This is a genomic window from Myxococcus guangdongensis (assembly GCF_024198255.1).
GTDB classification, from domain to species: domain Bacteria; phylum Myxococcota; class Myxococcia; order Myxococcales; family Myxococcaceae; genus Myxococcus; species Myxococcus guangdongensis.
Map to the genome: position 1 here is coordinate 229,354 of NZ_JAJVKW010000006.1, position 23,753 is coordinate 253,106.

General features: G+C 69.3%; 21 protein-coding genes. 9 read left to right on the plus strand and 12 right to left on the minus strand.

Annotation, left to right across the window (positions count from 1 at the left end; genetic code table 11):
- Positions 1–9 precede the first annotated feature (9 nt).
- Both LXT21_RS20385 and fabD read left to right on the plus strand, forming a co-directional pair.
- A complete protein-coding gene (locus LXT21_RS20385) occupies positions 10–1,602 on the plus strand; it encodes a non-ribosomal peptide synthetase (RefSeq protein ID WP_254039810.1) in 1,593 nt (530 codons plus the stop codon).
- A 1-nt stretch (position 1,603) separates the two neighbouring features.
- On the plus strand, positions 1,604–2,533 hold the full coding sequence (gene fabD, locus LXT21_RS20390) for an ACP S-malonyltransferase (RefSeq protein WP_267145417.1): 930 nt from the start codon (positions 1,604–1,606) through the stop codon (positions 2,531–2,533).
- 14 nt (positions 2,534–2,547) lie between these two features.
- Here fabD and LXT21_RS20395 read toward each other — a convergent pair whose 3' ends face one another.
- The 4 genes from LXT21_RS20395 to LXT21_RS20410 form a co-directional block, all read right to left on the minus strand.
- Positions 2,548–3,354, minus strand: coding sequence for a hypothetical protein (locus LXT21_RS20395; RefSeq protein ID WP_254039811.1), 807 nt, complete (start codon positions 3,352–3,354; stop codon positions 2,548–2,550).
- Positions 3,355–3,372: 18 nt separating this feature from the next.
- Entirely contained in the window at positions 3,373–4,665 is a 1,293-nt protein-coding gene (locus tag LXT21_RS20400; protein ID WP_254039812.1) for a metallophosphoesterase family protein, read from the minus strand.
- 363 nt (positions 4,666–5,028) lie between these two features.
- Positions 5,029–5,865 (minus strand): alpha/beta fold hydrolase, encoded by an 837-nt coding sequence (locus LXT21_RS20405; RefSeq protein ID WP_254039813.1) that lies wholly within the window; start codon positions 5,863–5,865, stop codon positions 5,029–5,031.
- Between the two features lie 34 nt (positions 5,866–5,899).
- Positions 5,900–6,652, minus strand: coding sequence for a GntR family transcriptional regulator (locus tag LXT21_RS20410; protein WP_254039814.1), 753 nt, complete (start codon positions 6,650–6,652; stop codon positions 5,900–5,902).
- Positions 6,653–6,802: 150 nt separating this feature from the next.
- Here LXT21_RS20410 and LXT21_RS20415 point away from each other — a divergent pair, with 150 nt between their 5' ends.
- From LXT21_RS20415 to LXT21_RS45210, 4 genes are all read left to right on the plus strand, one after another.
- A complete protein-coding gene (locus tag LXT21_RS20415; protein WP_254039815.1) occupies positions 6,803–7,669 on the plus strand; it encodes a fumarylacetoacetate hydrolase family protein in 867 nt (288 codons plus the stop codon).
- Positions 7,670–7,706: 37 nt separating this feature from the next.
- Positions 7,707–8,249: a VOC family protein gene (locus LXT21_RS20420; protein WP_254039816.1), complete on the plus strand. Its 543-nt coding sequence runs from the start codon at positions 7,707–7,709 to the stop codon at positions 8,247–8,249.
- Complete coding sequence (locus LXT21_RS20425) at positions 8,246–8,893, plus strand: polysaccharide deacetylase family protein (protein WP_254039817.1); 648 nt, start codon at positions 8,246–8,248, stop codon at positions 8,891–8,893. The genes LXT21_RS20420 and LXT21_RS20425 overlap by 4 nt, the downstream gene beginning before the upstream one ends.
- A 184-nt stretch (positions 8,894–9,077) precedes the next feature.
- Positions 9,078–10,721 carry a hypothetical protein gene (locus tag LXT21_RS45210; protein ID WP_254040134.1) on the plus strand — a complete coding sequence of 548 codons (1,644 nt, stop codon included), beginning with the start codon at positions 9,078–9,080 and terminating at the stop codon, positions 10,719–10,721.
- A gap of 224 nt (positions 10,722–10,945) precedes the next feature.
- Here LXT21_RS45210 and LXT21_RS20435 read toward each other — a convergent pair whose 3' ends face one another.
- The 4 genes from LXT21_RS20435 to LXT21_RS20450 all read right to left on the minus strand — a co-directional run bounded on the left by LXT21_RS20435 (position 10,946) and on the right by LXT21_RS20450 (position 14,097).
- Entirely contained in the window at positions 10,946–11,290 is a 345-nt protein-coding gene (locus LXT21_RS20435) for a hypothetical protein (RefSeq protein WP_254039818.1), read from the minus strand.
- A gap of 34 nt (positions 11,291–11,324) precedes the next feature.
- Entirely contained in the window at positions 11,325–11,609 is a 285-nt protein-coding gene (locus LXT21_RS20440) for a hypothetical protein (protein WP_407667007.1), read from the minus strand.
- 241 nt (positions 11,610–11,850) lie between these two features.
- On the minus strand, positions 11,851–13,452 hold the full coding sequence (locus LXT21_RS20445) for a VWA domain-containing protein (RefSeq protein WP_254039819.1): 1,602 nt from the start codon (positions 13,450–13,452) through the stop codon (positions 11,851–11,853).
- An 87-nt stretch (positions 13,453–13,539) separates the two neighbouring features.
- Positions 13,540–14,097 (minus strand): RNA polymerase sigma factor, encoded by a 558-nt coding sequence (locus LXT21_RS20450; protein WP_254039820.1) that lies wholly within the window; start codon positions 14,095–14,097, stop codon positions 13,540–13,542.
- 227 nt (positions 14,098–14,324) lie between these two features.
- On the opposite strand from LXT21_RS20450, the gene LXT21_RS20455 reads away from it, so the two are divergent.
- Positions 14,325–15,197, plus strand: coding sequence for a hypothetical protein (locus tag LXT21_RS20455; protein WP_254039821.1), 873 nt, complete (start codon positions 14,325–14,327; stop codon positions 15,195–15,197).
- A 177-nt stretch (positions 15,198–15,374) separates the two neighbouring features.
- Here the strand turns inward: LXT21_RS20455 and LXT21_RS20460 are convergent, their stop codons facing one another.
- The 3 genes from LXT21_RS20460 to LXT21_RS20470 form a co-directional block, all read right to left on the minus strand.
- Positions 15,375–17,048 carry an alpha/beta hydrolase gene (locus LXT21_RS20460; RefSeq protein WP_254039822.1) on the minus strand — a complete coding sequence of 558 codons (1,674 nt, stop codon included), beginning with the start codon at positions 17,046–17,048 and terminating at the stop codon, positions 15,375–15,377.
- A 195-nt stretch (positions 17,049–17,243) separates the two neighbouring features.
- Positions 17,244–18,269 carry a DUF3592 domain-containing protein gene (locus LXT21_RS20465; RefSeq protein WP_254039823.1) on the minus strand — a complete coding sequence of 342 codons (1,026 nt, stop codon included), beginning with the start codon at positions 18,267–18,269 and terminating at the stop codon, positions 17,244–17,246.
- A gap of 52 nt (positions 18,270–18,321) precedes the next feature.
- Entirely contained in the window at positions 18,322–19,266 is a 945-nt protein-coding gene (locus tag LXT21_RS20470) for a protein kinase domain-containing protein (RefSeq protein WP_254039824.1), read from the minus strand.
- A gap of 230 nt (positions 19,267–19,496) precedes the next feature.
- Between LXT21_RS20470 and LXT21_RS20475 the strand changes: the two genes are divergently transcribed.
- Positions 19,497–20,714, plus strand: a complete 1,218-nt coding sequence (locus LXT21_RS20475; protein ID WP_254039825.1) for an SGNH/GDSL hydrolase family protein — start codon at positions 19,497–19,499, stop codon at positions 20,712–20,714.
- A 38-nt stretch (positions 20,715–20,752) separates the two neighbouring features.
- On the opposite strand, the gene LXT21_RS20480 is transcribed toward LXT21_RS20475, so the two are convergent.
- Positions 20,753–22,216 (minus strand): glycoside hydrolase family 16 protein, encoded by a 1,464-nt coding sequence (locus LXT21_RS20480; RefSeq protein WP_254039826.1) that lies wholly within the window; start codon positions 22,214–22,216, stop codon positions 20,753–20,755.
- Between the two features lie 283 nt (positions 22,217–22,499).
- Here LXT21_RS20480 and LXT21_RS20485 point away from each other — a divergent pair, with 283 nt between their 5' ends.
- Positions 22,500–23,723, plus strand: coding sequence for a lipase family protein (locus tag LXT21_RS20485; protein WP_254039827.1), 1,224 nt, complete (start codon positions 22,500–22,502; stop codon positions 23,721–23,723).
- The last annotated feature ends 30 nt before the right edge of the window (positions 23,724–23,753 follow it).

The window sequence follows — 23,753 nt, forward strand, 5'->3', positions numbered from 1 at the left end:
ACTCGCACCATGTCCTCACCTTCGTCCTTTCAAGCGCCGTTCGTCGTGGGTACCCGCGCGGCCGGCCTGGTGTTGTGTCTGCTCTCCGCGGGGCTCGGTGGGTGGGCCTGGCTCGGGTTCGCCCATGGCGCGCTGAGCTTGTTGCGCGTGCCGCGGCGGGGGCTGCTCGTGGAGTTGGCGGTCGCCTCGGCGTTGCTGTGGCTGGTGGTGCCCGCATGGCCGCCGCTGGTGGCCGCGGTGTTGATGCTGCTCGTGATTCCGCTCGCGCCTGAGTCGCAGGCGCTGAAGCTGAACGGCCTGGACCGCTACTTCTACCTGCAGGACGGTCCTGGCTCGCGGATGAACTCGCATCACTTCGTGGACACGGCCACGCCGCTGGAGCGCGAGCCGCTGGAGCGCGCTGTCGCCGCCGTGTTGAACGAGCTCCCGTTGGCGCGCTCGTTCGTGCGCGAGGCGGCGCTGGGCGTGGCGAGGTTCGTCGCCCGTCGTCCCTGGGTGGAGCCCTCGCGGCTGCTGTGCTGGTCCGACGCTCCGGTGGAGGCGGAGGACTCACGCCTGTTGGATGCGCCGATGGACTTGCGGCGACTGCCTCCGTGGCGGGTGATTCATGCGCCACGGCCCGAGGGCGGGTACCGGCTGTGTCTCACGGTGCACCACTGCGCGGTTGATGGTGAGGGTGGGCTGCTGATGCTGGACCTGCTCGTGCGTCGGTACAACGAGCTGCGCGCGGGACGGGCGCTGTCGCCTCGACTCCCCGGGCATGGTGGGCAGCGGCTGCGGGAGCTGTTGCGGCCTCGGGGCTTCGCGGGGATGTGGAGACTGGTGCGCCGTCACTTCTCCATGGGAGACACGGACAAGGGCGCCTCCGCGGTGCTCGCCGATGACCCGGCCACGCGGCCCACGCACACGCGGCACCACCTGCTGCGGATTCCGGCGGACACGTGGCAGCGGCTCAAGGCGGTCTCCACGGCGGAGGGCGTGAGCCGCAATGACCTGCTGGTGGGCGCGGTCTTCCGTGCGGCCAGCGCGCTGCGCCGCGAGCGGGGGCAGGAGCAGCTGCGCTTCAGGACCTTCGTTCCCACGAACCTGCGGAGCGCGCTGGGGGTGCCCTCGGGTCTGGGGAACTACCTGGGCATGCTGCAGGTCGTGGCGAGCCCCGAGGACCTGCGCTCACCCGCGCTGGAGAAGACGCTCTCGGAGTCCATCCGGAAGTTGAGGGAGCCGGACGAGGCGGTGAGCTTCATGGTGAACATGGGGCTGCTGACGCTCATGCCGCCGGGGATGTTCCGGGCGGGGCTGCGGAGCAACGACGCGGACCCCTCCGCGTTCAACTACTCGCTGCTCGTGAGCACCATCCGGCAGCCCGAGGCGTTGGCGCTGCCCGAAGGCGTGGAGACGGAGCGGGTGCTGGTGCGGGGCTCGCTGACGGGCAGGCCCTGTTTCGGTGTCGTCATCATCCACTCGGGAGGCGAGGTGCACGGGGTGCTCGAGTACCTCTCGCCGACGGTCCGCGACGAGACGGCGCGAGAGTTCGCCGAGCGCTGGGTGGCGGAGGTGGAGCGGATGGCGATGGGCCCTGGCGTCACGGCGGCGGTGGGCTGACATGAACGACACGGCGTGGGCCTGGCTCTTCCCGGGGCAGGGCTCTCAGAAGGTGGGGATGGGGCGGAAGATGCTGGAGCGCTCCAGCGCGGCCCGGAGGGTGTTCGAGGAGGCCTCGGACGCCATCGGCGAGGACTTGAAGCGGCTGTGCCTGGACGGGCCGTTCGAGCGGCTGACGGCGACCGAGAACGCGCAGCCCGCCATCGTGACGGTGAGCGTGGCGTGCCTCGTGGAGCTGGAGGAGCGGGGGCTGAAGCCCTCGGTGGTGGTGGGGCACAGCGTGGGGGAGTTCTCCGCGTTGGTGGCGGCGGGGTGCATGCCATTGGCCACGGCGGTTCGCGCGGTGAGGAAGCGTGGGCAGTTGATGGCGAGCGTGACGACGCCGGGCGGGATGCTGGCCGTCATGGGGCTGGACGGCGTGAGGCTGGCCGAGCTGTGTCACGACGCCGCGAGAGAAGGCGTGGTGGTGATGGCCATCCACAACAGCCCGAAGCAGTTCGTGTTGTCCGGGGACCGGAGTGTCCTGGAGCGGTTCAAGGACGTGGCCCTGTCGGCGGGGGCGACGGAGTGCGTGATGTTGGACGTGAGCCATGCCTTTCACTCGCCGCTGATGGGGCAGGTGGAGGAGGTGTGGAAGTCGGTGGTGGCGGGCCTCCAGCTCCGGATGCCTCGCTACCCGGTGCTGCTCAACACCACCGCGAAGCCGGTGAAGACGCTGGTCTGCATCCGGCGCTCGCTGCTGACCCAAATCACGGGGCCGGTGCTGTGGTCCCAGTGCATGCAGGCGCTCGTCGAGCAGGGCGTGACGCGCGTGCTGGAAGTGGGGGACAGCAAGGTCGTCTCGTCCCTCGCGCGGAGGACGGCGCCGACGCTCCAGACCTTGACGTTCCTGGAGCCGACGGTCCTGGGGCAGCTCGCGCACGCCTGCTGACCGTGGGGCGCTCTTCAGTCGTGGCTGCCGAAACAGAGGGAATGGGGGGCTGTGTAGGCGCCCTGGATGGCGCCGGGCGCTCCTTCTCGGGCCAGGTAGTCATGCCACCAACGCGCGGCCTGCCAGATGGTCTCCGGGCAACTGGCGCGGCTGGAGACCGAGGGTGAGATGTCGTAGCCCGCGGCGGCGAGGATGGCCTCCACCATGGCCGCGGAAGGGATTCCATGCCCCTCCAGCAGCGGGTTGGGCGTGGCGCCAACGCCCCAGACGAAGGGCAGCCAGAGCGTGATGAGCTGGACGACGTCCAGGACGCCGCGTTGAAACGGAAAGGCTCCGAGCATCTGCTGGACATGCTCGAGGGGCGTCGGGAGGCCCTTGGCTTCCCCTTCCGGGTCGGCGGGGAGCGGGATGTGGAGCACCGCGATGTTGGGGTAGCGCTGCGGGTCCGCGTAGGTCTCCAGATTGGCCACTTGAAGACCGTTCGTGCGTGGGGGGAACGCGAAGCCCTTCGGTGGAGTCAGCGACACCTCGCGGGCCGTGCGCTCCGTGAGGCCCCTGGGGCTGGGCTCCATCATCACGACATGGGACCAACTGCTGGGCGTCATGTCATGGCGCACGTGCGATTGGGCCACGCGCAGGCGCAGGTCATCCGGGCCCGTTCCTCCCAGGAGGAGGAGGGCGAGCGACTGCGGGGACTTCGCGGACGACTCCCCATGCTTCTTGAGCCAGTCCAGATTGCTGTCCAGGGGCTGCTCGCGGGGACGCTCCGCCAGGAGCGGGTTCTTCGTCTTCGCGGGGGAACTCCGGGTGTTCGACATCATGGGTGGGCTCCTTGAGATTCAACGTCGCCGCAGCACGAGGGTCGACCCCAGCTCATACGGAGGCTCGCCGGGGGTGAGCGGGACGAAGGTGACCTTCAATTCGACGCTCGGCGCGGACCGCAATCCGATGCGTCGGAACGACAGGATGCAGGCGTGGTCGCCCTTCAGGTCCTTGCCCATTCGCGTGGGCAGACGCATGCCGGTCTGTCGCTTGGACCCTGCCCACTCGTGGATGGGAGGCGGGGAGGATGGGCTCAAGGCGGCCAGCAGACTGGCGGGTGAGCAGACGACTTCATAGGCCCTTCCCGCATTCACCAGCGCGTCCACGGGCTCCAGTTGAGTCACGTGACTCCAGTGTACGTCCCCCGTGACGAGCAGGATGTCGGAGCCGTCGCGCATCGCCGCGTGCAAGGCCTCCATGATGGGCGCGTAGTCGTCGAAGTTCGCCAGGGTCGCGTCCTTGAGCCTGGCGCCGAACCACCCCTTGGCGTCTTCCATCAAAGACTGCCCTGAAACGAAGACACCGATGTGGCCCGAGGCCTTGAGGCTCGTGGCCCATTGCCTCACGGCCGCGAGTGCGTTGTCGTGCAGGGCCTTGTTGTTGCCGCCATCGTCACGGAAGCTGCGCGTGTCCACCACCAGGAACGACAGTGGAGACACGTCCACGCGGATGGGTTGCCCGAAGGGCACGGAGCCCGAGTGCTGGAAGCATTGATAGAGGCGCTTGCCGATATCCATCCATCGCTGGCGACTCGCTGACCCCCATGTGTTGTTGGCGAACAAGAACCAGTTGGGATAGTTGTTCCAGTACTCGTGGTCGTCCGGACAGCAGACGGTGGGCGCCATGTCCAGCACGTGGCTGAACACACCCGGGGCACTCCAGTTATGGATGTACTTTCGTTCGAGGACCTCGGCGAGCGCGACATCATCGTTCGGCAGGTTCTCCAGCGTCGGTGCATCCAGGTAGACCTGGTCGCCCGTCAGGAGCGTGAGATGCGGCCTCAGGTGCTGAGGGAGTGAGCGCAGCACGAGCCTGGCCTTGCCTCGGTCCGTCGCCGTGTCGAAGCACGACATCGTGAGCACGTTGAAGGGTTGGCTCCAGTCTGGCCCGACCTGCGCGGGGACAGGGCTCGTCGTCAGGGATGCCGCGGGCTCGTCCGGAATCATCGCTTCCACGACGTGGGCACGCCCCTGCGCCGAGAGGGGGAGCACGAAGTCGAAGACCCCTGTGAACGTGCGGGGAGGGGCGCCCGAGAGGAAGGTGTCCTGTCGGACGGACTCGAGCGGACGGACGACCGTGGAGGGCTCCACGACGACGCCGTTCAGACGCCAGGAGAGTGAAGCGGGGGAGGCTGTCTTTCCGAAGATGCCCAACCAGACCCGAAGCCGGTCCGCTGTCGCTCCACAGGGATGAAGCACCACGTTTGGTTGCACGTTCGCCCCCCGGCCACGTCATGGGAGCGTAGCATGGGGAAGACAGGCATTGCCAATTCGTCGCCGCGGTGGCGCTGGACGAGGCGGGCAATCACAGCCAGGTCTCCCGGAGCGGGGTCCCGGTCGTCCAGAGCCAGCATGGCTGGGATGCAATGCCTCCCCGACGGGGCTCACGCCGTGGGGGCTGTGGGCGCTGACCTGGGCGCTGCGGCGACGGCGCACCCCGCGCGGCAAGTCGCGTCAGGTGGCCGCCTGAGCCACGAACGACTCCAGCGCGTCCTCGAACCGGGGTGTAGCCTCGATGAAGGGCACGTGGCCCACCCCGGGCAGCCAGGTCCCCTGCTCCGAGCGGGCACCCGCCAGCACCACCTCACGACTCATGGCGGGGAGCACCACCTGGTCCAACTCGCCATGAATCGTCGCGACCGGCCGACCACAGCGCTCGAGCTCCCCGGAGTAATCCTCCGCGCGGGACAGCAGCGCCCGACGGACATTCACCGGCACGCGCAGCATGGCCCGCACGCTCGCGTCGACTCGCGACGCGTCGAGCTTGCCCGCGGCGCACGCCTCGACGAAGGCCCGCGCCGAGCCCTCATAGGTGGCGCTGTCCTCCGACATCAGTCCCCGCGCGTTGGACATCATCCCCGGACCGAACAGCGCGCGCGCCGGCTTGCCCGTCTTGAGCGCCGCCGCCACGAAGAACAGACCGCCCAGCGCGTCGTCGCCGTGACGCCGCAAGTAGTCGCCGACGACGACACCACCATAGGACCAGGGCACGACGACGGGCCGTACCAACCCGAGCTGCTGGATGACCGCGGCGAGGTCTCCAGCGAAGTGGACCCCGTCCACATAGGGCGCATCGCCCTCGGGCTTGTCGGAGTCCCCGTGCCCGCGCAGGTCGATGGCGACCAGGTGGTGACGCTCCGCCAGCCGACCCCGCAGCACCTCGTCCCAGCTCCCACGGCCCTGGGCGAGCCCGTGCACGAAGAGGATGCTCGGCGCACCCGATGCCGGACCCGACTCACTCACCGCGAGCCGAACCCCTCCTGAACCCTCGACGAAGCGCGTGCGTACCATGTGCCTCCGGCAGTACGCGCGGGCGGGCTCAGCGTCAATCCCTCGCGCGCGGTCGCCGGGTTTTTGTCGGCAAAGCCTTCGGAGCGGGGACGGACACCGCGCGCAGCCCGGGGTGGCTCGCGAGCACCCGCTCGGTCGTCTTGGCGATGTGCTCCGTCAGCAGCGCGCAGGCGCGCTCCGCGTCCCGGTCCAGCGTGGCCTTCACCAGGGCCGCGTGCTCGTCCTCCACGTTGCGTCCGGCCTTGCCATGGGCAAGGGAGAGGCGCCGGTAGCGCTCCGTCTGGTCGAACAGCATCGCGTGGAACTTGAGCAGCCACGGCGACTGGCAGGCGCTCAGCAGCGTCGCGTGGAACCGCGCGTGCTCTGCCTCCCAGGTGTCATCCAGCACGCCGCTGCCGGACGCCGGAGCCCGGCGCTGCAGCCGGTGCAGCGCCGCCGTCACCTCTCCCTCCCAGGTGATGTCCCCCTGGGCGATGGCCCCACGCAGCGCGAGCGTCTCGATCTGCTGCCGCGTCCGCGTCAAATCCAACAGGTCCGCCCGGGAGATGGGCGCCACCCGGAAGCCACGCTGGTCCTCGATGGTGACCAACCCCTCCGAGGCCAGACGGCAACACGCCTCGCGCAGCGGCGTGCGCCCCACGCCATAGCGCGGCGCCAGGTGCTCGAGCCGCAGCTTCTCTCCCGGCGCGAGGCCACCTTGCAGGATGTCCGCTCGCAAGCGGTCCACCACGGTCGATGCGAGCGTGGGTTCCGATACGGGAACCCGGATGCGGGACGGGGCAGCCATCGGCCTCCTCACGGACAGGCGACCTATACGTCACGGAGCGGATTTGACACAAGGTGTCATCCTGGATGCAAAGCGTATTTTGTCGACAATCGATTGAGCAAGGCGTTCCATCTGGCTAGCCTTGCGCTCGCACGAGGGAGACCGGCGACCATGCGGATTGCATCGATTCTGGTGAAGGGGGAGCCCGCGCTGGGTGTGCGCACGCCCCGGGGAATGCTCAACGTGACGGCGCTCGACGCGGGCGTCGGCACCTCGCTGCGAGGGCTGCTCGAGCGGGGGCCGGACGTGCTGGCGGACCTGGCCCGGCACATCGCGGGGAGGTCGGGAGCACCGGTGCTCTCCGACGAGGAGTTCAGCTATCGGCCGCTCGTCCCGGAGCCGAGCAAGTTCCTGTGCCTGGGGCTCAACTACGTCGCGCACGCGGCGGAGGCCACCTACGAGGCCCCGAAGTACCCGGTGGTCTTCTCCCGCGTGGCCTCGGGTCTGCTGGGCCACGGTGAGCCGATGGTGGTGCCCACCTGTTCGAGTCAGCTCGACTACGAGGCGGAGCTGGCGGTGGTGGTGGGGCGCCCGGGTCGGCACATCCCCAAGGAGCGCGCGCTGGAGTGGGTCGCGGGCTACACGCTCTTCAACGACGGCTCGATTCGCGACTACCAGAAGCGCACCCACCAGTGGACGGTGGGCAAGAACTTCGACGCCACCGGCCCGCTGGGCCCCGAGCTCGTCACCCCCGACGAGCTCCCCGCGGGCGCGCGCGGCCTGCGCATCCAGATGCGCGTCGGCGGCGAGGTCCTCCAGGACGCGAGCACGTCGGACATGATCTTCGACGTCGCCACGGTCCTCGCGGACCTCTCCGTGGCCATGACGCTCCAGCCCGGCGACGTCATCGCCATGGGCACGCCGAGCGGAGTGGGCGCCGCGCGCAACCCCCCGCGCTTCCTTCGCGAGGGCGATGTGTGCGAGGTCATCGTCGAAGGCGTGGGCGTGCTCAAGAACCCCGTCGTCCGCGCGTCGTGAGCTCGAGTCGTTGAGGACCAACCCCCTGGGAGGACCCATGTCCACGCAAGCAAAGCTGCCGAGCCGACTGCACCACACGGCGTATGTGACCAAGGACCTCGAGGCGACGCGGAGGTTCTACGAGGACCTGATTGGACTTCCGCTGGTGGCGACCTGGTGCGAGTCCGACGAGCTGTTCGGCGCGGTGCGCACCTACTGTCACACCTTCTTCGAGCTCGCGGACGGCAGCGCGCTCGCGTTCTTCCAGTTCGAGAAGCCCGAGGACCAGCAGCTCTTCGGTCCGGAGATTCCGTCCTCGCCGTTCCACCACATCGCGCTGAACGTCGACGTGGAGACGCAGCAGGGCATCGAGCAGCGCCTGCGCGCCGCGGGCTACTCGGAGCCGGACACGTACGTGCTCGAGCACGGCTACTGCCGCTCGCTCTATGTGAAGGACCCGAACGGGATGATCGTCGAGTTCACCCACGACAGCCCCCAGGCCATCACCTCGGACCTGCTCCAGGCGCGGCGCGAGAAGGCCCACCAGGAGCTCAAGCGCTGGCTGTCCGGGGACCGCACGTCCAACAACGTGTTCCGGTGAGCCTGCTCACGCTGTCGTTCGACAACGGGCCCGACCCCGTGGTGACGCCACGGGTGCTCGACGTGCTGGCGTCGCACGGCATCCCCGCGTGGTTCTTCGTGCTGGGCAAGCACCTGGTGACGGACGAGGGACGCCAGCTCGTGGTCCGCGCGCGGGATGAGGGCCACCGGGTGGGGAACCACTCCTTCTCGCACGCCACGCCGCTCGGCGAGGACACGCGTCCCGACGCGGTGGAGGCGGAGATTGGCGCCACGGATGCGCTGCTCGCGCCGCTGGTCCCCTCGGCGAAGTGGTTCCGACCTTTCGGCGGTGGCGGCAAGCTGGGCCCGCACCTGCTGAGTCCTCGCGCCGTCGAGCACCTGGTCCGACACCAGTACACGTGCGCCCTCTGGAACAGCGTTCCCGGGGACTGGCTGGATGCGAAGGGCTGGCCCGAGAAGGCGCTCCAGGACTGCGCCGCGAGGCCCCACACGCTGATGGTGTTGCATGACATCCCGGAGGCCAGCCTGGAGGGGCTCGACGGCTTCCTCCACCGGGCCCGGGCGATGGGCGTGCGGTTCACCCAGGAGTGTCCCGCGGAATGTCTGCCCATCGTCGACGGGCGAATCGTGCGAGACCTCACGGGGCTCGTCGCGGACGCCTGAGCCGTTGCGGGCGTGAGGAAACACCCCGAGTGCTTCCTTGACGGACGCAGAGGCGTTGATTCTGGACGCACGTGAGCACCGACGTGGCGGGTCGCCTCGTCTGCGGGGGAACTGGCTTGCCTCTTGCTGAGGGCCGCGGCGCGGCGGAGGACGCCGCGTGGAAGTCTTCAGGAGGGGGTACAACATGCATCGACAGAATCGTCCGTTGGGCGGAGTGGCGAGGTGTTTCTCGGGCGCGCTGATGATGGGCGCCGCGCTGCTCTGGACACCCGCTTGGGCGCAGACGCAGGTGTTCAACTACACGGGGGGGACGCAGACGTTCACCGTGCCCGCGGGAGTGAGCACCCTCACCGTGTCGGCCGTGGGCGCGCGCGGTGGCAATGCCTACAACAACACGGTGGCGGGGCTCGGCGCCTCGCTGCAGGGTGATTTCCCGGTGACGGCGGGGGCGCAGGTCTCCGTACTCGTCGGAGGCGCGGGCGCGAATGGGACCAATGGAGGCGGTGGTGGCGGGTCCTTCGTGTGGCTCGGCACCGGAGCGGCTTCGCCGGCTTCGTTGTTCATCGCCGCGGGCGGTGGCGGTGGCGCGGGCTGCAATGGCTTCAATGGTGTGAACGCGCTCGTGACGGGCCAGGGGACGAATGGCAATGGCAGCCCTGGCGCCGCGGGAGGCGTGGGCGCCAGCGGTGGTAGTGGCGGTGCCGCGGGCTTCCATGGCGGTGGCGGTGGTGGCGCGGGCCTCGCGCAGTCGGGCGGGGCGGGCGCCGGTGGCGCCGGCTCTGGCGGTGGTGGCGGCGGCGTGGCCATCAGCGCTGGCGGCGCGGGCGGCGGTGGCACCCTCAATGGCAATGGTGGCTTTGGCGGGGGTGGTGGCGCGGCGGGCGCGGGCGGTGGGGCGGGTGGCTATAGCGGCGGTGGCGCTGGCGGCGCGGCGAGCGCCTGTGGTGGTGGCGGCGGCGGCGGCTCGTTCAACGCGGGCTCGAACGCCGTGAACGCCACGGCCATCGGCACGGGCCATGGCCAGGTCGTCCTCTCCTGGAAGCAGTCGGTCGTCGTCACCCAGACGTTCAACTACACGGGGGCGACGCAGACGTTCACCGTCCCCTCGGGCGTGCGTCAGGTGACGTTCACCGCCGTGGGCGCGCGCGGTGGCAATGCCTACAACAACACGGTGGCGGGGCTCGGCGCCTCGGTGCGCGGTGACTTCGCGGCGGCGCCGGGAGCGACCTTCACCCTGCTCGTCGGCGGCGCGGGTGCGAATGGGACCAACGGCGGTGGCGGTGGTGGCTCCTTCGTCTGGACGGGGACCAGCGCGGCCTCGACGGCCTCGACGCTGCTCGCGGCGGGTGGTGGCGGCGGCGCGGGCTGTGGCGGTTACAACGGCGTCAACGCCTCGGTGACGGGCCAGGGGACGAATGGCAATGGCAGCCCTGGCGCCAATGGTGGCATCGGCTCGAATGGCGGCAGCGGTGGCGCCGCGGGCTTCCACGGCGGTGGCGGTGGCGGCGCGGGTCTCACGCAGTCGGGTGGCACGGGCGCGGGTGGTGCCGGCTCCGGCGGTGGTGGCGGCGGCGTGGCCATCAGCGCTGGCGGCGCGGGCGGTGGTGGCACGCTCAATGGCAACGGCGGCTACGGCGGCGGTGGTGGCGCGGCGGGCGCGGGCGGCGGCGCGGGTGGCCACGCCGGTGGTGGCGCTGGCGGCGCGGCGAGCGCTTGTGGCGGTGGTGGCGGTGGCGGCTCGTTCAACGCGGGCGCGAACGCCGTGAACACCCCCGCCGTCGGCGGTGGCCACGGGCAGGTGGTCGTGACCTACGTGCAGACCCTCTGAGCGCGTCCTGAGGAAGGCCTCGACCGGCACGGGGTTGAAACCGTGCCGGCGAGGTCGTCGTTCGACGCGAGGGCGTGGGTACACCGCGTGCCCCAGGCGTGTGCGCTCGCCAGGCCGAGCGCCGCTCATTCGAGGACATGCCCCCGAGTCTCCCCGGGCCCCCGGGCGTGGACGAAGCCGCCCGCCGAGCGCAACAGGCCTCGGCGGGGGCCGCTCCGGGGTGACTACGGATGCGGGTTGCTGCTCCAGCAGACGGCGTGGGCGTTACGTCCGCAGAAGTTGTTCGCGTAGGCGTTGCAGTCGCCATACGCGACGGTCTGCGTGGCCCACATCCACTCGCTGGTGCTGCGGCAGCGCCACGAACACGTGCGTCCGCCATCGGCCCAGCCGGCACAGTTCGCGGTCCAGGACGCGCTCACCTCGCCCGGGGCGCGGTCCTTGGACATCACGACGCCGGAAGGGGCCGGCAGCGTGGAGGCTTCGGTCGCCTCCTCGGGAGGGGCGCCGCACGCGCCGAGGAGCATCACGGAGGCCAGCGCCATCATCGGGGGCTTCGTCAGCGTCTTCATGGGAGGGATTCCTGGGGTGAGGAGGAGAACAGGCTCAGGGGATGCTCCAGCAGACGCTGTACGGCTCTCGGCCGCAGTCGCGCCGCGCCACGTTCTCGCACTGGCCCCACGCGACGTCGTTGTAGCCGTACCAATGACGCCAGTCGTTGGCCGTGCACTTGAACGTGCAGTGCCGCGCGCCCCGGTCGTAGCCCTCGCAGATGCCCTGCTCTGTCTCGCCGAGCGTGCCCTCCGCGTCCGTCAGCTCCTCCGGCGCGCCGCCGCACGCCGCCAACATGCCTCCAAATGCCAGACCGATGATGAGAGACTTCATCTTCACGGGTGATTGTCCTTGGGTGTGTACCGGCGAGATGACCGGTCCCTGGATGTTATTGGAATTTGGCGGATTTAATCAAATTGACTGTTTTGATGTTTTTGCCTATTTGCGTCGTGATTCAACCAGGCGACCTGTCGAACGGACGTTCGATTGGGGTGTTCGGCACCCGCTCGTGCGGCCCCCTCCCGGAGCCAGAGACGCGCCGGGAGGAGGCTTGGGACTTCGCGTGAGCGTCAGCGCCGACTCACGGCCCGCCGGTCAGGTCATCGACGATGCGGTAGCTCACGTTCCCGCTGCAGGCGGTGGTGGAGAAGCAGCCGACGCGGACCTCCGCCGTGCCCGCCACCGTCGAGGGCACGACGTAGGAGAAGTACGAGAGGCCGCCCGGGCACGCGTCGTCGTTGATGACGAGCTGCTGGCGAGGCGCCACCGGGCTGAAGAGCCGGATGATGGTGTCACCGACGGCCGAGGCGCCCGCCACGTTGCAGGTCCCCAACTGCAGGCGCTGGCCGGGCCGCACATGGACCGGGCTGTTGTAGGTGTTGACGGTGCCGTTATTGGTGTTGGCGGCCCTGAAGGGGAAGCCGCCGGTGATGGTGTAGGCCACCTGCCCGTTGCAGGGGTTGTTGGCGAAGCAGCCGACACGGACCTGGTAGGTGCCGGTGACGCTGGCCGTGTACGTCACCTGGGAGAGCAGGCCGCAGCTGTCGTCGTTCTGCGCGACCACGGACCCCGTGGGGCCGAAGAGCTTCAGGGCGGTGTCGCCCGTCGCCGAGGCGCCCGTCACGCCGCAGGTCCCCACCGTGAGCGTCTCACCGGCGAGCAGGTGGATGCCCTGGTTCGCCGTGTTGATGGTGGCGTTGCTGGTGTTGCTCACGCTGAACGGCAGCACGTTGCCGCGCGGCACGGAGAGGGGGATGGGACAGCTGGCGGCGCTGGCGCAGGGGTAGGACGTGTTCGTGTCCACCGCGCGGCGATACTCACCGCCGGAGCTGGTCGCCAGCTTGTTGAAGAGCTGCTCGTCACAGACCTTCGGGTCCGACGCGCTGCAGGTCCGGGCGAGCCCCTGCGGCTGGCCGGGCGCCAGCTCCAGGTCCGTGTTGGAGACCCAGAAGGACGTGCTCGTCTTCACGAGGCTGTCATTGGCCTTCTTGAAGACCTTGCCATGCCAGCTCGCCAGGTCCGCCGTGCTCCCGCTGGGGCCCGCGCACGCACCGTCGCTCGAGTTCTCGTAGCCGTCCGTGCCGATGTAGAGGTACGTCGTGAAGCCCGGGTCCAGGGCGGACAGGTAGTCGATGGCGAAGCACATCGACTCGGCGAGCGGGGTGTCGCCCGAGCACGTCTTTCCAATGAGGGTGTCGATGGCGGCCTGGGCCTCGACCTTGCCGACCGGCGCGGTGGTGAGCTTGGTGACCTCCGTGCCCGTGAAGGTCCAGACCGCGACGTGCGTGCGGTCCGCCCCGCTCGGGTCGAAGAGGTTGTTGAGCTCGACGCCCGCCTGCTTCACGGAGTCATAGCAGCGGGTGTTGCCGGTGCTGGTCCGCACCGTGTTCATGGAGCCGGAGCGGTCGATGAGGATGAGGCCATAGCGGTTGGGCCCCAGGTGCGCATCCCCGGCCTTGGGGGAGATTGCGTCGCGGGCCAGCACGAGCCGCGTGGGGACGCGGGGGCGGTCTCCTGGGGAGGACTCCTTGGCGTCCTCGCGGGTGGAGACGAGGGCGGTCACGACCTCTGACGGGGTCGACTCCGGCATGGAGGACTGTTCCAGCGCTGCGTCGGGTCCGCATGCGGCGAGCAGCGGCATGAGGAAGATACACTTCAGCCCGTGCTTCAGTGAGCGGTTCACGTGGACTCCAGGTGGGGTGTTGGGGTGCTGGAAGGTGGATCGCTCGAGGCCCGGAGGACTGGACAACTATCTTCGGTGGGGCGGGCGTCATCCCAGGCGGAGGTCCCGCTTGCGCGCGCGGCTGACGAAGCGCGCGAGCAGGCGCCGGACCGTCCTGGGAGACAGCGAGAGCGTCGCCGCGACCTCGGTCAACGTGTGTCCTTCCACGTAGTGGAGGGTGGCGATGGCGAGCGTGCGTGGGGACTCGCCGCGCGTCAGCAGGGTGAGGTCCCTGGCGGCCTCCACGCGCTCGTGGCCTCCGCGCGCCACCGGCTCCCAGGAGAGTGGTGCGGCGCGGTCCTCCGGTGTCGGCTCGAGTGGCTGCTCCCATCGCTTCCTCCTGCGGAGCCGGTCGATGGCCAGCCCCGTGGAGATTTCGAAGAGCAGCGAGGCCGTGGCGCCACGCGGAGCCAGCCGCTCCCACCTCGCCACGAGCGCCACGAAGGCGTCCTGGGTGACGTCGCGGGCCTCGTCGGCGTTGCGCAGGAGTCTCAAGGCGCGCTGGTACGCGACGCCGCTGTAGCGGCGATACAGGTCGACCACCTCCCGTGACGCGTGACAGGAGCGCTCCGCCGACGGGGTCGGACGCTGGTGCTTGTCGGACATGGTCCCCCTCGAAGACTCTCGGTGGACCCGGCGCCGTTAGGTGTTTCCCCTGAGGTGCTCCGCGCTCGGACGAATGATGGAAGGGGCCGTGTGCCTCGGCCGGGTCGCTTCCAGGCCAACGCGGTGGTCCCTGATTCTTCGCGCGCCGGCCCCATCGTTGTCGCTGCGCCGAATGGGGCCCACGCTGCATGATGGCGGCTGCAGCCCGGTGTCGAGCGAGGAGCCGCATGTCCAGTCCCGAAGCGTCGATGCGTCCTCCGCTGGAGCGGTTCCTGGAGACCCATCCTCCATGGGATGTCATGGACCTGTGGGACGCGGCCGTGCATGACGCGTTCCGGCTGAGTGGTGAGCTCGCCACCAAGGCCGAGGCCTCGCGGTTGAAGAAGACGTTCCTCGACCTGCGCCGGCAGGCCACCTCGGACCTGGTGTCGTTCCATGACGAAGTGGAGGTGACGCCGTATGCCGGCGAGCAGCTCTCGTGCCCGGAGGGGTACTCCCCGTGGCGCGTGGAGTTCGCCCTGACATTGCTGCCGAAGCGCCCGGATGGCTTCTCGCGCGTCGAGGTCCTCCTGGAGCTCTATTCCTCTGAGGGGCACCCTGGCGGTTGTCACCTGCTCGCCGTGTTGCCCTCGCCTCGCTCGGAGCTCCAGGCGTGTGAGGCATTGCGCGGCACGCTCCAACTGGACACCGGGCTCCGGGTGGCCCACGTGAATCCGCTGCCCCGGGCGCGGCGGGCCGCGGAGGTCCTGTTGGAGCACTACGGGCCTGAGGGGCGTTACCTTTCCGGCGCGGTCCGCACGTGTGTCGCCGCGCAGGTGAGAGGGCCCACGGGCGCGCGCTGGCGGTTGGACGCTGCCTCGCCAGGCGTGGGCGCGGAGAGCCACCGGCTCACGCTCGTCGTCGCCGTCAAGACGGATGCGCCCGCGCTCCACGTCGCCGCGAGCCTCATGGCCCACAGCCAGGAGAACTGGCTGGACGCCTACGTGGGCTCCTTCTGGCGCGACTTCGAGACCTCGGTGCGCGAGTTCCTGTTGGTCGGCGCACCCGCGCGCGCGCACGGGGAGTGGCTCGACGTCATCGGGCCCGCCGCACGGGAGTGATGGGGTCCCGCGACGGGGCGGGGTGAATTCCTGTCACGGATGTGACACCTGCGACGTCATGGGGAGCGTTCGGGGGGATGTCCTTGCGACTCTCCCAGGCGAGTGGTTCCCCATGGGGTTTGAAGCGCCTGGGGCACATGACACGCCCATCGTTCGGATTGGCCGGGGTCCGCACCGTCAGGGCGGTGGTTGGAGGTGCTTGCGCAAGCGCGCGGTCTGCTCCGCGGTCCAGCCCTCGGGGCGGAGCAACGCGAGCCATCCGTCGACGTGCTCGCCCGTGTAGACGTGTCCGTAACCGGGCGGCACGGCCATCCCCAGCGGCAGGTCGGCCGTCACCTGCCAGAACGTCACGAAGGGCAGCCACACCACCGCGTCCACGACGTCGTCCCCGCGCGGCTCGCGCAGCCAGTCCGGCCGTCGCAGGAGTAGCTGGGGGCTCCACCAGGTGATGGGGTCCGAGGGGTGCAGCAGATAGAGCACCCGGGAGTCTCCCCACGGCGCGGAGGCGGGGGGAATCTCCTCGCCCGGGCGACGGCTGAAGCGGACGATGCGGCCGCTCCGATAGACAGGCTCCACCTCGGGGCTGCCGGCGTCGCGCTGGTCGGTGAACTCGCGATACAGGGTATTGAACTGGGGCGGACCCACGAAGAGCGCGCCGTGTGTGCGATTGGCCAGGTCCCGCTCGCCGCTGAAGGCCGTCTCCCCGCCGTACGAGCCCAGGCTCTCCCCGAACACGAACAGCTTGGGACGGCGGTCCTCGGGGAGTCGCGCCCAGCGCTCGTAGACGGCGTCGAAGAGGGCCCGTCCCGCCTCGCGCGCCCGCTGCTGGTCCACCAGGACGGAGAGCCAGGACCACAGATGCGAGTACTGCATGGAGACGATGGCGGAGTCGCCGCCTGTGAGGAACTCGAAGGCATCGACGGACTCGGGCACCACCCAGCCGCTGCCGGTGGTGGTCACCACCAGCAGGTATTCGCGCTCGAAGCCCCCCGCCCGCTCCAAGTCACGGACCGCGAGCTCGGCGCGGCGCTCCGCATCCGGGGCGGACGCGTAGCCGGCATACACCCGGATGGGCGCCTCCGCGGTGGCGCCATGGAACGCGGACAGCTCTTCCACCGACGGACCCCGGGCCACGAAGTTGCGGCCCTCCCGGCCCAGCGTCTCCCAAGGCACGAGGGAGTCCGGGCTCCCGGAGCGCAGCGGGCCGTGGGGCGGGTGCACGCCCTCGGCGGTCGTCGTGTCCTGGAGGGCCAGGGTGCGGTCCGCCAGGGAGATGAGCCCGTCCCACAGCACGCCGCTGAGGAGCAGGAAGGTGAGCGTCGCCACCGCGAGCCCGCTCGTCGCCCGGGCCGCGCGTGGGCCGATGTGGCGCGACAGGCGCGCGTTCAGTCGATGGGAGAGCGCGCGCAACCCGCGGCCCGCGCCGATGAGCAGGAGGAAGAGGATCGCGGCGATGAAGGGCGCGAACAGGTATCCCGCGCGGCCCGGGTGGGGCATCCCCATCCGCTCCCGGATGCTCGCCTGCCAATGCCAGCCCAGCACCAGGGATGCGGCCAGGGCCACGGCCGCCACCCCGAAGTACCCTCGCCAGGCCCGGGGGCTGGGCGTGCGCGCAGGTCGGTTGGCGAACTCGCGCCAGAGCCAGGCACCCGCCACCCCGAGCCCGTAGCCGATGACCGCGCTGATGCCACTGACGAGCCCCTGGAAGGGGCCGCTGCGAGGCAGGAGCGAGGGGGTGAATGACAGACACGCGAACACCAGCGCGACCCACGCGCCAGGCAGCGTGAAGTGGCGCCACCAGGCCGTGGCTCGACTCCGGTGCCACACCCCGCGCGAGGGTGCGGCTCGCACGGGGCTTCCGATGAGGCGCTCCATGTGTCCCCCGAAAGACAGGCTCGCGCTGCCCGTTCCAGGGGGAAGGGTAGGGTCGAAGCACGCGTCCCACAGCGTGCGCTCGTCGCTCCTGCCCGGCGCGGTGGACGGGGCAGGCGAGCCTCCGTGCACGCGCTGGCCGGGTGCGCACCGCGACTCATGCGGCGGCTGTCGTCATGCCGAGCGCAGCGCCTCGGGCGAGACCTCGCCCACCCGGAGGTCCTGTCGCAGCCACTGCGCGAGCGCCGCCGCCTGCTCCTCGCGGGTGAACTCGCAGACGGCTTCCTGGCGCGTGGTGCCGTCGGCGGTGGCGATCTCGAGCGTGGCTCGGTAGTGCGTGTCCTTCTTCGCCGGCACCTGGGGCTCGACACGCAGCGACAGCACGTCCCTCCACCGGACCTCGAGCCGCGCCTTGCGTCCCTGGATGGGCGGCAGGGAGAGCCTCCGCTCCCGGCGGTGGAGGCGCACCTCGTAGTGGCCGGCCTTCTTCCGGGTGTGGATGTAGCGCCCGACGAACAGCCCGCTCGCGATGACGACGGCCCAGGCCGCCACGCCCGCGAGCACGGGCGGGTAGACGCCCGCGAGGCTGCTCGTGAGCACGACGCACGCCAGGGACGCGGGGCCCATGACCAGGCCCACCCAGGTGCCCGTGTCGGGCGCATCGGGCGCCACGCACTCGCTGCCGTCCTCCCTCGTGAAGGGGGACAGCAGCGGCGGCTTCGGCTTGAAGGACTGCACCACCATCCTCACCAGATAGAGCGCCACCAGGTTGAAGGGCAGCAACATCAGGAGCACGACCAGCTCTCCGCCGCCGAGGCCCGGCTGGAGGATCGCCTCCGAGGGGGGACCTGGCGAGTGGTACACGGTGACGCGAGCTCCGACGGGGTACCGGTCGACCAGGGCCTGTGCCTCCTCGATGTCCCCCGAGCGCGAGGTCGTGATGCGGTACTTGTGGCCCTCTCGCTGTTGTCCGTCGACGGAGTACGTGTAGGCCACCTTGAGGCCGTACGTGATGCTCTTGTTTCCACGCGCCGTCTCCACCTCGCTCGAGGTGATGGTGCCCTGGGCGGTGGGCCAGCTCGCGGATTGCACCTGGCGCCCCACGCTGGAGCCGACCATGTAGTCGGCGAACCCGGTGATGGCCAACCACGGCAACACGAACACGAGCACCACGGCCGTCGAACCCACACGAGAAGACATGGTGTGAGTCTACAGGAGTCATCCTGAATCACCGACGCAGGAGGCGGCTTCGTCAGTCCACCTGGAGCGGGACGCTGAACGTCGTGAGCACCCGGACAATCTCCCGCAGGTCTGGCTGGGTGCCGAACTTCTGCCGACAGCGGTCGATCAACCGGCGCTGGATGAGGGGAACCCAGGTGGGCCACTCCTCCTCGTCGGAGACCTCGTTGCCCAGCATCAGTCGACGCAAGAGGTTGCCGAACATCCGGATGTCGGCCTCCACCCGCGAGTGATTGCCGCCGATGGTCTTCGACTCGCCGAAGTCGATGAGCATGAAGCGCCCGGTGGTCGTGAGCATGACGTTCGCGGGCTTGATGTCCCCATGCACGTAGTTGTTCTGGTGCATGTACGCCAGCGTCTCCAGGACCGCGAGCCCCACCTGGTAGATGCGCTGCGGTTGCATGGGGATTTCGCTCTTGAGGTCGTCGCCGACGACGAAGTCCATGGCCAGGAAGGCCTGATGGCGGCTGCGCACCTTGGGGATGTTCGGGTGGTTCAACGCGCGCATCACCCGCTCTTCGTGCTGGGCCTCTTCGACTGTCTGGAGTTGCTTCACGATGACGATTTCGCCGTCCTGGGTCCTGGCTTGCATCACCATGCCGAAGCCGCCCTGGCCCTGGATCTTGACGAACGTGAGCCCAGGCGGAAGGCCCAGGCTCGTCTTCGCGCTGACCTCCTGCGGAGGAGGCTGCTCCGGCCTCGCGCCCAGGTCCTCCTGCTGCCGGGGCGCTTGATGCTCGACGAAGAAGGCGCTCTTGCGGAGCTTGAGCGCCGTCACGCCGTGGAGGCCCTGGACCGCCTTGACCAGGTCCGAGAGGCTCACGTTCTCCGAGACCTTGACGAGCTCGGTGAGCGCCGCCTCCAGCGACTCCGCGCCGGCGGGGTAGCCGATGCGCGTCGCGATGAGCTCGGCGAGGGTGGGCACCGTGGATGCGCTGATGTCTCCGACCTGGAACATTCGACCGGGTCCTCCGGGGAGATGGTTTCACGCGCCGCGCGAAGGCGTCAATCGAGCGCTCCCGCGCGAACGCTCGCGTGCCGCGGCGGGCCGACGTGCGACGTCAGGAAGGGTCGCGCCACGGACGCGACCTCGTTGGAGACGGAGTCGTGGTCCGTGGGGGTGATGGTCACCTGCCGTGCCGTGCGGTCAGCTCCTCCTGGACGTGAGGGAGAAGCCAGGGAGAAACCATGTCGAGTCTTCTCGGCGGGATGTTCCGCATCGGGTTCGTCATCATGGCGTGTGTCGTGTGGGCGTGTGGAGAGAAACCGTCGCTGGCTTCACCGCACTGGCTGCCCGCCTTCACCGCGCCGATGCATCCGTCCGCCTCGGCCACGATGGGAGATGCGCTCGCCGGGCCGAGCTTCCGCGACCAGACGGTGTGCATGTTCGTGCGGCCCACGCTGGCAGGTCCCCGGCTGCGGCTGGTGTTGAGCAACCAGTACGGTGCGCAGCTCCTGCAGGTCGCGGCCGTCCGCGTCGGGCTGCGAGTCCAGGGCGTCTCCATCGACCCGACGACGGACCGGCAGGTCCGCTTCGCCGGCGCGGCCTCCGTCAGCATTCCTCCCGGGAGGACCGCCACCAGCGAGCCCGTGGAGCTCGCGGTCGATGGGCTCCGGGACGTGGCGGTGTCGCTCTACTTCCTCGAGCGCTCGGGGGCCGTTTCCTGGCACCTGGAGGGCACGCGGAGCACCTATGTCTCGGCCTCCAGCAACCACACGGCGGCGGCGAGCTTCGTGCCCGCGCTCACCACGCGGAGTCTCTACTTCCTCGCCGCGCTGCACGTCGACGCCGCTCCGGGCGAGTCCCTGGTCGTGGCGTTCGGTGACTCCATCACCGATGGCGTGGGGACCACGGTGGACGAGGAGCGCTCCTGGCCGGCGCGCCTGTCACAACGCCTGAGGGCGAGGGGAGGACGCGCCGTGGGCGTGCTCAACGCGGGGCTCTCGGGCAACCGGTTGTTGGACGATGGCTATGGTCCCAACGGCCTGCGCCGCTTCGAGCGCGACGTGCTGGCCCAGCGCGGCGTGAAGGCCGTCCTCCTGTTGGAGGGAGTCAACGACATCGGTCGCCCGGGGGCGGCGTCTGGGGCCGAGCGAATCACCCAGGCCTATGAACAGCTCATCCAGCGCGCCAGGGCCCGGGGCTTGAAGGTGTATGGCGGGACGTTGACGCCGATGCAGGGCCATCCCTACTTCACCGCGGCGAACGAGACCACGCGCCAGGCGGTGAACCAGTGGATTCGCACCGCGGGCAGGTTCGACGCGGTGATTGATTTCGACGCGGCGGTGAGGGAGCCGGCGAACCCTCACTCGATGCGGGCGGCGTTGACGGTGGACGGACTGCACCCCAACGACGCGGGCCACGCGCTCATGGCGGAGGCCGTGGACCTCCGCCTGCTCGAGTGACGGCCCGCGCTGTCACGAACCCTGGGCCCCGGTGAGGCTCAGGGAGCGCAGATGATGACCGAGTCGACCTCCAGGTCCTGCGGGTCATAGACCGCCGCGGTGTCGGGCCCGACATTCCAGGTCCCCTCCGGCTGCACGGCGAAGTCGATATAGGGACGCCACCCGTCGGCGAGCGCCGTGCGGAAGGCCTCGTCGGTGACCCTCCCGTTGAAGCCAGACGTCTGGTGGGTCGCGGTCCGCACCAGGATGCGCGTCGAGCCCAGGCTGTCCCGGTAGTAGTAGCGGGCGACCGCGGGCGTCGCGCCGGCGTCCCACTCGACCTCCCAGACATGCGAGGCCGAGACCAGATTGGCGAACGGGCCGACCTCGTTGTTCGAGGTGTGAATCATCGGGCTGGAGCCGAGGTGCGTGGTGGCCGAGAACTTGTTCGGGTCATTGGCCGTGCCCTTGGGGGCATCCCACCAGGTCTCGATGAGGTCGAGCTCGCCATAGCGCGCATCGCCGAAGCTGTTGCGAGCCCAGAGCGCGGGGAACGTGCCGGGCATGGGCGGCGGCATCTTCGCGTGGAAGGCCATCAGCCCCTTGCCGGGGGCGAAGGTGTCCTTCCCCTTCAGCCACGCACCCGAGTAGTAGTTCGTCCCCGCGCACCGGGAGGGGTTCTCCGGGGTGATGGTGGGGTAGGGGTCCACGCAGTGGCGCTTGGAGGACACCTTCAGCCTGCCGTCCTCGACCTTCACGTTGGCGCGGAGCATCTTGGTGAGCTGGGTGAACGCGCCCCCGCTGGGGTTGTTGTTCCCCTGGATGACGTCCCACTTCGTGGCGTCGAGGGCGCTCCCGTCGAAGTCGTCACGGAAGACTTCGCGGGTGAACCCCGGCGGGCATTCGAGCGTGGTGACAGGGCCGGCGCGACCGGTGACGTCGAGCCAGATGATGGAGGACACCAGCGAGCCGGCCGCGGCGCTGTTCTCGAAGAGCAGCTCGGTGCGCAGCAGCCCGGCGTCCGCGACGTCCAGGTTCGCGAACGTGTCGCTGAAGTTCCCCGGCGTGGTGCCGAGCACGTGCAGGGGCCCCGTGCCGAGCAGCGTCGCTCCCTCGTAGAGCTTCACGCGGAGCGTGCCGACGCCGCCGTTGATGGCCCAGCCGTCGTAGTTCACGACGACGTTCGATGCGCCGCCGGGCACCGCGCTGTCTTGATAGCCCAGCGTCAGGCTCGAGGACGCCCGGGCGGGAGCGCTGCGCGCGAACGAGCCGCCCCGGTCGCTCGCCGCGAAGGAGACCCCGTCATCCATCAATCCGTGGATGGGCGCGCTGCCTCCGCCCGCCCAGATGCCACTCATGGCCTCGTCGCGGGTGGGGGACAGGCTCGATGAGATGAGCGTCGAGGTGACGCTCCCACCTGTCTCGATGCCGTGGCCCTGCTCGGAGGGGGCGCCCTGGCACGCCGCCAGGAATGTGAGGGAGAAGACAGACAGGAGCCGGAGCGGACGCAGCACTCTGTTCATGAAGAGGACCTTGGGTGGGCACAGCGCCAGGCATCGTAGGTGTGTGACATGTCAACCCGGAAGACGTCTCCATCGGGGGCCGAACCCGTTCCGTGTAGGGGCGACGAAAAATTCCCCTGTCGACGAATGCTGGCCACGCCTGACACGTCAAGTGCCCACCCTTGACGCGTCAAGGGACTGACAGGGATTTGCAAATGCGTGTGTTTGCATGGGGGCTCGCCTCGAGCGTGCTGGCATGTCTTCTGCTGCGGGAGGCGCACCACCCCTCATGGAGGAATCCCATATGAAGGTCGTGCAGCCCATCAATGCAGGAGGGAGCTACGACATCATCCAGACGGTCTACCGGCTCTCACGGTTCTCCGGTCTGGGTGACGAAATCGAGGACACGGCCTCCAACATCGCACGTGCGCTCGGGCCCATCATCGACGGCGCGTTGACGCAGAATGCGCGGCAGTTGGGCGTGTGGGCGCGGGTGTGGGGCCCTTGTGTCTATCAAACGGACAAGGACTGCTCGGGGAAGGGACGCGTGTCGAAGGTGGCCGACAACGTCATGTACGTGGCCTACAACGCGCAAGCGGACTGCTACGTCGTGGCGATTGCTGGCACCAACGGGAACCGGGACACGACGTACAACTGGTACGACACGGACTGCCTGGACAACAACGTCTCGGTGACGGTGCCCTACCCGATGGGCATCACCCCGACGAACAGCACCAACCCCAGCAGTTCCAACATCGGGAATGTCTCGCAGGGGGCCGCCTGGGGGACCACGAATCTGCTGAACATGCTGGACCCCCAGACGAATCAGTCGCTGCAGACCTTCCTGGGGACGAAGGAGTCGTCCACGTCGACGCTGGTCTTCACCGGGCACAGCCTGGGAGGCTCGCTCTGCCCGACGTTGACCCGCTGGCTCTATCCGAGCATCTTCGCCGTGAAGCGGTGGAACGATGTCTTCGTGCTGCCGACGGCCGCGCCGACGACGGGAGACCAGGGGTTCGTCAACTACTTCAGCGGGCTCTTCGTGCCGACGTACATCACCGGCATCCCGAACCATGGCTACTGGAATCAGGTCATCACGAACGTGTACGACGTGGTGCCGCACGGCTGGACCAACCTGATGAACGTGAAGCCGCCCAGCGTGCAGAACGACGTCGTGTGGGACTACATCAAGGACAAGTCCATCCAGACGCTCTACGGCCCCCTCTCGGGGCTCTTCGGGCTGGACGCCAACCTCACCTATGGGGCCATCCACCCGTTGTACGAGCGGGTCCCGACCCCGAATCCCTACGTCAGACTGCCTTCGCAGTTCTTCATTCCGTCGACGCTGCCCGCCCAGCCGGCGGACTTCGCGGACTTCATGACGACGGTGGGGCAGCAGCACATCGACGCGTATGACGCCTACTTCGGGGTGCCCGCCACCGTGGCGAGGCCGAAGGTCAGCCTCCTGAGTGCTTCGCCCGACGCGGCGACGAAGGAGGGCACCCCAGCGGCGCGGAACCTCGCCTGACGTCGAGACTCCGAGGCGCGGCGCAGGGAG

What these genes read in the sequence shown, in the direction of transcription:
- LXT21_RS20435 (WP_254039818.1), bottom strand. Translation starts at nt 11,290, where the DNA reads ATGAAGACGCTGACGAAGCCCCCGATGATGGCGCTGGCCTCCGTGATG.
- LXT21_RS20395 (WP_254039811.1), bottom strand. Translation starts at nt 3,354, where the DNA reads ATGATGTCGAACACCCGGAGTTCCCCCGCGAAGACGAAGAACCCGCTC.
- LXT21_RS20465 (WP_254039823.1), bottom strand. Translation starts at nt 18,269, where the DNA reads ATGTCTTCTCGTGTGGGTTCGACGGCCGTGGTGCTCGTGTTCGTGTTG.
- LXT21_RS20470 (WP_254039824.1), bottom strand. Translation starts at nt 19,266, where the DNA reads ATGTTCCAGGTCGGAGACATCAGCGCATCCACGGTGCCCACCCTCGCC.
- LXT21_RS45210 (WP_254040134.1), top strand. Translation starts at nt 9,078, where the DNA reads ATGCATCGACAGAATCGTCCGTTGGGCGGAGTGGCGAGGTGTTTCTCG.
- LXT21_RS20405 (WP_254039813.1), bottom strand. Translation starts at nt 5,865, where the DNA reads ATGGTACGCACGCGCTTCGTCGAGGGTTCAGGAGGGGTTCGGCTCGCG.
- LXT21_RS20385 (WP_254039810.1), top strand. Translation starts at nt 10, where the DNA reads ATGTCCTCACCTTCGTCCTTTCAAGCGCCGTTCGTCGTGGGTACCCGC.
- LXT21_RS20420 (WP_254039816.1), top strand. Translation starts at nt 7,707, where the DNA reads ATGTCCACGCAAGCAAAGCTGCCGAGCCGACTGCACCACACGGCGTAT.
- LXT21_RS20480 (WP_254039826.1), bottom strand. Translation starts at nt 22,216, where the DNA reads ATGAACAGAGTGCTGCGTCCGCTCCGGCTCCTGTCTGTCTTCTCCCTC.
- LXT21_RS20410 (WP_254039814.1), bottom strand. Translation starts at nt 6,652, where the DNA reads ATGGCTGCCCCGTCCCGCATCCGGGTTCCCGTATCGGAACCCACGCTC.
- fabD (WP_267145417.1), top strand. Translation starts at nt 1,604, where the DNA reads ATGAACGACACGGCGTGGGCCTGGCTCTTCCCGGGGCAGGGCTCTCAG.
- LXT21_RS20475 (WP_254039825.1), top strand. Translation starts at nt 19,497, where the DNA reads ATGTCGAGTCTTCTCGGCGGGATGTTCCGCATCGGGTTCGTCATCATG.
- LXT21_RS20455 (WP_254039821.1), top strand. Translation starts at nt 14,325, where the DNA reads ATGTCCAGTCCCGAAGCGTCGATGCGTCCTCCGCTGGAGCGGTTCCTG.
- LXT21_RS20415 (WP_254039815.1), top strand. Translation starts at nt 6,803, where the DNA reads ATGCGGATTGCATCGATTCTGGTGAAGGGGGAGCCCGCGCTGGGTGTG.
- LXT21_RS20450 (WP_254039820.1), bottom strand. Translation starts at nt 14,097, where the DNA reads ATGTCCGACAAGCACCAGCGTCCGACCCCGTCGGCGGAGCGCTCCTGT.
- LXT21_RS20485 (WP_254039827.1), top strand. Translation starts at nt 22,500, where the DNA reads ATGAAGGTCGTGCAGCCCATCAATGCAGGAGGGAGCTACGACATCATC.